Origin of the sequence: Bacillus sp. NH11B, from assembly GCF_001884205.1 — a bacterium.
Lineage (GTDB): Bacteria > Bacillota > Bacilli > Bacillales > Bacillaceae_G > Bacillus_A > Bacillus_A proteolyticus.
This window is the reverse complement of the sequence record NZ_MAOG01000013.1, coordinates 1-6,261: the sequence shown is the minus strand read 5'-3', so window position 1 is coordinate 6,261 and position 6,261 is coordinate 1. Positions and strand designations below refer to the sequence as shown.

Annotated in this window: 4 protein-coding genes and 2 pseudogenes; 5 read left to right on the top strand and 1 reads right to left on the bottom strand. The window is 33.3% G+C overall.

The window, feature by feature from the left end; all coding sequences use genetic code 11:
• A partial coding sequence (locus tag BAU27_RS02050) for an N-acetylmuramoyl-L-alanine amidase family protein (RefSeq protein ID WP_083595842.1) occupies nucleotides 1-1,243 on the top strand: 1,243 nt, incomplete at its 5' end.
• Nucleotides 1,244-1,322: 79 nt separating this feature from the next.
• Nucleotides 1,323-2,009: pseudogene (locus BAU27_RS02045) on the top strand (IS6 family transposase).
• 814 nt (nucleotides 2,010-2,823) lie between these two features.
• On the opposite strand, the pseudogene BAU27_RS31580 reads toward BAU27_RS02045, so the two are convergent.
• Nucleotides 2,824-2,982 (bottom strand): annotated as a pseudogene (locus tag BAU27_RS31580) (MFS transporter); the annotation flags it as partial.
• Nucleotides 2,983-3,409: 427 nt separating this feature from the next.
• Between BAU27_RS31580 and BAU27_RS02030 the strand changes: the two are divergent.
• The 3 genes from BAU27_RS02030 to BAU27_RS02020 form a co-directional block, all read left to right on the top strand.
• Nucleotides 3,410-4,810: a zinc dependent phospholipase C family protein gene (locus BAU27_RS02030; protein ID WP_071769989.1), complete on the top strand. Its 1,401-nt coding sequence runs from the start codon at nucleotides 3,410-3,412 to the stop codon at nucleotides 4,808-4,810.
• A gap of 545 nt (nucleotides 4,811-5,355) precedes the next feature.
• Nucleotides 5,356-5,580, top strand: a complete 225-nt coding sequence (locus tag BAU27_RS02025; protein WP_071769988.1) for a hypothetical protein — start codon at nucleotides 5,356-5,358, stop codon at nucleotides 5,578-5,580.
• 338 nt (nucleotides 5,581-5,918) lie between these two features.
• A partial coding sequence (locus BAU27_RS02020) for a helix-turn-helix domain-containing protein (RefSeq protein ID WP_139254598.1) occupies nucleotides 5,919-6,261 on the top strand: 343 nt, incomplete at its 3' end.

Sequence of the window (6,261 nt, the reverse complement as noted above, 5' to 3'; positions counted from 1 at the left end):
TGATGAAGTGTTTGAACTTGTTCAGATAGGAAATTCTAACGATGGTAAATTTCAGTTCCGTTTGAATAACAAAAATGGGGTAAGTTTGGCTGGTAATCAATATATTTCTCAATTTGGTACTGATTGGAGTTTCAAATCTGAAATTCGTTTCTCTGATAAAAGCAACAATGAAATTAACAATTGGTTAATAGAGTGGTATCCGGGTAAAGAAAATGAGAGACAGAAGTATGATAAAGTACAGGCTGTAGCTGATGAAAAAGATTCTACTAAATGGATTGCAAAAGATTCCTCTGGAAACGTGATAAAGAACAGTTGGATAAACCGAGGTGATGGGTATTCCTTTACAGATGCTGAAGGAGTCATTTTGACAGGCTGGCAAGAAATTAAGGGGAAGACTTATTATTTCTCAGCGCCTTATGGCTACATGGTTGCTGGAAATGGAAGTGATTCACAGATTGAGAATAAATACTACTACTTTAATGATGATGGTGTTTTACAGCGATCAACCTGGGATGGAGATTCCTATGCCGATGCTTCTGGAGCAATCGTTAAAGAAGGTCTAAAAGAAGTAGATGGTAAAATTTATTACTTCCAAAATTACAATGTAAATAAAAAGGAAATACGCTTAGAAGATCAAAATAAAATTATTCACGTTTCCGACAAAGGTGTACTTGAAAGAGTTACTGATCTAAATGGAAAAGTGATAAACAGCGTTGTTAATGTTGGGTTGGACAACAAAATATTATCATTTAAGCATGACGGTTCGCTTTATAAAACAGGGCTCAACAAAAGTGAGAACCTACTAGAATATTATAGTTTAGAAGATGGAGTTTTCTATACCGGCTGGAAAATGATAGACGGTAAAAGATACTATTTCACAAATGGTCGCAATTATACGTTCAATGCTTATGAAAACATTGACGGAAAAAAATATTATTTTCATGAAGACGGATCAGTTAATCGAGCAGGGTTTGAAAAAATAGATGGTAAGATATACCATTTTGACAATAACGGCGTAGCACAAACAGGATGGCAAACTATCGATAATAAATATTATTACTTCGATGAGAAAGGGGCAGCTAAAACAGGGTGGTTCCAAGTTGGTGGTGGATATAGACCTTGGCCTCTTGCATACGGATACCTTTGGTATTGTGCTAGAGAAGATGGTTCACTTTATTCAGACGGTTGGTTTAAAATCGACGGTAAAGATTATCACTTTGACCAGTGGGGACATAAGATGTAAGGCTCTGATGCCAAAACTTCAAGATAATTGCAAATAATCTCTAAATCTTGGACATACTGATACTATTACTCTAAAAAAGGTGGGTGATCAGTATGGAAAGCGAAATTTATTCAAGTGGAAGCATTATCATCATGATAATATTTTGCAAACAGTAAGATGGTACCTACGGTACAACTTGAGCTTTCGTGATTTGGTGGAAATGATGGCGGAACGGGGCTTATCTGTTGCTCATACAACGATTATGTGCTGGGTTCATCAATATGGATCTCAATTAGAAGAGAAAGTACGACATCATCTTAAATCAACAAATGACTTATGGAAAGTCGATGAAACATATATCAAAGTAAAAGCTCAATGGATGTACTAATACCGTGCAGTCGATTCAGAAGGGTATACAATTGATTTTTATCTAAGTAAATCAAGAGATAAACAAGCAGCCAAGCGCTTTTCCAAGAAAGCCTTGGCTTTTTCGTATGTTTCTAAACCTCGCGTGATAACAGTAGATAAGAACCCTGCCTATCCTGTAGCAATTCAAGAGTTAAGAGAAGAGAAACATATGCCTGAAGGCATACAACTAATGCAAGTTAAATATCTCAATAATATAGTGGAAGAAGACCACCGGTTTATTAAAAGGCGAGTTCGTTCTATGTTAGGATTAAAGTCGTTTAAAACAGCAATCTCTATATTGAGTGGTGTTGAAGCCATGCATATGATGAAAAAAGGGCAACTTGTTTTACCGGATAAGTCTGCCCAAAACCAGAAGTGATTTATTCATAAATTATTTGGCTTAGCTTCATAAGATAGAAATGAAGAAGGAATTGCTACTCTATGTTTCTAACTAACATTTTCGCACCAGAACCTTTTTTAATACCATAAAATAGAAAGAATACCACATTGCTATCAAGCTAAGATTTTAAGTTTCCCCATAGCGAAAAAATGTTTTCGGTTCGGGGAACAACCCACTTCTTAAGTTGACGGGCATGTATGGTGAAGTCTATTATATAAATTGGTCAAAAATTGACCTTCCTCAGTTTTTTAAATTCAATACATATGTTTTTTGTTATGGGAATATATGTTATAAACTTTACTTAGTCTAAGAACATCATAACATTCTAAATAGTATGGAGCGTGTATTATAATGAAAAAGATTTTATTATCGTTTATAACATTAGGAATGCTTATAGGATGTGAAAAATCTGATTCGTGTGATGAAGCAAGAGCTATCTACTCTGGAAATTGTAATTCTGATAATACACTGACAAACGACAAAACTGAATTACAATTAGATTCCAAATAGTTGCTGTAATACTTAATTTGTATTTTTACAGGTAACAATTTCATTTCATTTTAGAGGGATATTTCCAATCACGATTTCCTTTAGAAACAGTCGAAGAGGTTTCACTTTTTTAGTTAGGCTTTGTTTCTCTATGTTTTCCAGAGATTTTCGTATCTGTTCCATTTGTTCTTTTCCTTCTATTATATCAAACTCGATCCATTTGTGGGGTATCGCCAGCATTTCGGAAAAACCCCACGCTAAGAGTTTTTGAGTCATTTTAATGTAGGCTTAAAATAAAGTTTGATCACTTTTTGCTATGTATGAGCAAAGTTACTTCGCAATTAAATTTATAGTAAGTATAACTTCCAATCCATGAACCAAAGGCTCCTCCCAAAAAGAAAATAGTCATATATAATCCATTAAGTCTGTTTCTTATCTCAGGATTCAAACCAAAGTCAACTTTTATTATATATTTTGGAGTTGCTTTACGTTTACCGTCTACAGATAGCGGTGCTCTTTTTTGCATGAATTTTACGTCTGAATTCTTTAAAATATCATAATTTTAATTATCTAAAGACAACGGTCATTCATTAATACAATAAATGGAAGGTTATTCGATTCCCTATATTTGTATATGCGAAATTGCATAAAAATATATGTTTAAATAAGACGCGATTTTATATATAACTAGAGGTAGAGAAAGTAAATTATTGTTTAGTGTCTACTTAAAACTTTTAAGTTGATCGATGTGGCGGTATCCCTTTAAGAGAAATATTAAGCAGTTAGCCTTTGCTAACCGCACTTTTATTAGAGATATTTACCTGTTGATATTAGGTTAATATGATTAAGATTCGCATAAGAATCTTAATATTTAGAAAGGAAATAAAAAAATGAAAAAATTCGCATCAACACTATGTATAGCTGGAGTGACTTTAACTATTTTAGGAGTATCTCCTCAAATTAGCTATGCTCATCTCGATCAAATTGATTTAACTGAGAATGATCCTATTACTGCAAGATGGTCTGCAGAAGCTCCGTATCATTCTGATAAAAGTACACATTTATGGATTGCAAAACAAGCTATTGAAATTATGAAAACAGAATCTAATATTGAAGCAAATAAGCAGGCTGTGGACTTTTTAAATTATCCGCAATATAAGGATCTATTTTCTAAAGGATTATATGATGCAGATTATAATGCAGAGTTTAACGATGGTGGAACAGGAATAGGCGGCGTTTTTAAAGGCGGATGGAAATCTCATTTTTATGATCCTGATACTAAAGAAAATTATAGAGGAGAAACAAATCCAACGGCTCTTACACAAGGTAAGAAATACTTTTATGAATCTGGAGAACATTTACGAAATAAAGACTATGAAAAAGCTTTCTATTACTTAGGAGTAGCCACACACTACTTTACAGATGCTACCCAACCTATGCATGCAGCAAATTTTACAGCAATTGATACGAGAGCTATAAAGTATCATAGCTACTTTGAAAATTATGTTACAACCATTCAAAATCAATTTGCAGTCAATACTGGAGGGAAGTATAACGACTCTCTATCCACACCTGAAGAATGGATTGATTATGCAGCCCGAGTAGCTAAACCTGAAATCCAAAATATTACTAATGATAAAACATTTAAGTATTATAATAGTGGTAAGGCACAATTGTGGCAAGAAATGGTTACCCCAGCTGTGCAGCGAAGCTTAGGAGAAGCTCAGCGCAATACAGCAGGTTTCTTAAATCTTTGGTTTAAAACTTTTACTGAAAATGTGAAAGCTCCAAGTATAGAGACTGCATTAATCTATGATATAGAAGGAAACGTCATAGAAGCAGGGAAAAACTATTATATCGTACCAAGTGAATCTCCTTATCAAGGTCTAACATTTGAATGGTATGTAGCAAACCGTTATGATTATGTCTCACTTGCAAGTAAAGAAAACAATGCTTTATCTGGTACACCTATAGCATTTGAATTCTACAAAGAAAATGATGCAAAGCTACACCACGGGGAGAGTATATATCTTCGCATGAAGCACTCAAATTACGATCAATTTCAATATTTAAATTGGTCTAATTATTCTAGTTGGATTCACCTTGCTCAAAAATCGGATAGTTTAGCTGACTTTAAAATTAAAATTAACCTGGATAAACCTACAGAATATAATATTTTTACAGATGACTATCCATTAAATTATGAAAATATAAATGCAGAGAAAAATTGGATCGTACTAGGTGGAAAAAAACAAAAACCTAGCTCATGGAAGTTTATACCTGTTAGATAAACTAAAAAAACACTCGTCCTTAATCAGAACGAGTGTTTTTTATCCGTAAACGTCAAGTAACTTCACTTATTGGCAACAAACAAAAAAGCCCATCTCTTTTTTCATAAAAGATGAGCTTTTTTATCTTTCAATTATTCTAAATAATCTGTTGAAAAGAATAAAATACTGTAGCTTTGAAATAAAGTCGTACCGTTTATAAAGAAGATGTACTGTTTATACAGAAGTTGCATCGTTTTATCCCTTTGGATTTCCTTTTCTATGGGTTACTCCCCATCGCCAACAAGCTAATAAAGGCAAATACCCCCAAAATGAGAAAATTGGCATATCTAGGTAAAAATATACATTTTTTTGTTTTGGAGCAACTAGTTTCATTACCTTGATGGGCATGTTGGTGAGACCCTAAAATGAACATTTGGATAGGCAATCCTTCTTCTCTTAAAATAACCTTAAATATATTATAGATTTAAGAATATCAGAAAAATAAATGGTATAATTTTCTAAAATATCCTAAATAAAGTTGATTTTAGAAAAGGAGTAGAGGGGAAATGTTTCAGAAGCTCAAATTTTATTTAATCAGCCTTGTAATTAGTTCAATGTTAGGTGGGATTATCATAGGTGCTAATTTCTTGGTCCATAACATCTATTATTTAGTTGTAGGTAAAGAATTTCATTTTAATATGTGGTCTTCCATTATTATATTTAGTATCGTATTTATTTCAGGTTTTACATATATGTTGAAAAAGGGCCCAGATATACTTGTTAATGATTAAACCAATAGTAATTCATGATCTGGTTGGCGTCTTGTTTGTTATTAGGGAAAGATAACAAAACTAAATTTCCTTAAAATGAAAAAATACACCATCCCTTCTATATATTTTTACAAAAAGAATAGCGTTATTTTGATTATATGGATACAAATTTATCATTTTAGCCAAGAAGACTCCTTCCTTAAGGAACGCGAAGGGAGTAGGTGGGAGATGAATTGGCTTCGGACAAGGGATGGCAGGAAGCCATCTTAATTGTTCGACATACATAAACTGTTACTTCACTACATATCGAATGTATGTTTGTTCTATAATAGAAACATGCCGGAATGGGGGTGAAATGAATGATGATTAATAAAGTATATAAATTTCGTATCTATCCAAATAAAGCACAAGCAACCCTAATCAATAAAACGATTGGCTGTTCTCGTTTTGTATTCAATCATTTCCTATCTCTATGGGATAATGCATACAAAGAAACAGGGAAAGGTTTAACATATGGTACATGCTCTGCCAAACTTCCTGCCATGAAGAAAGAGTTTGTTTGGTTAAAAGAAGTGGATAGTATTGCGATTCAGTCGTCTGTTCGCAACCTTGCGGATGCTTATACACGCTTTTTCAAAAAACAAAACAATGCCCCGCGTTTCAAATCTAAGAAGAACAACGTACAATCTTATACCACAAAAC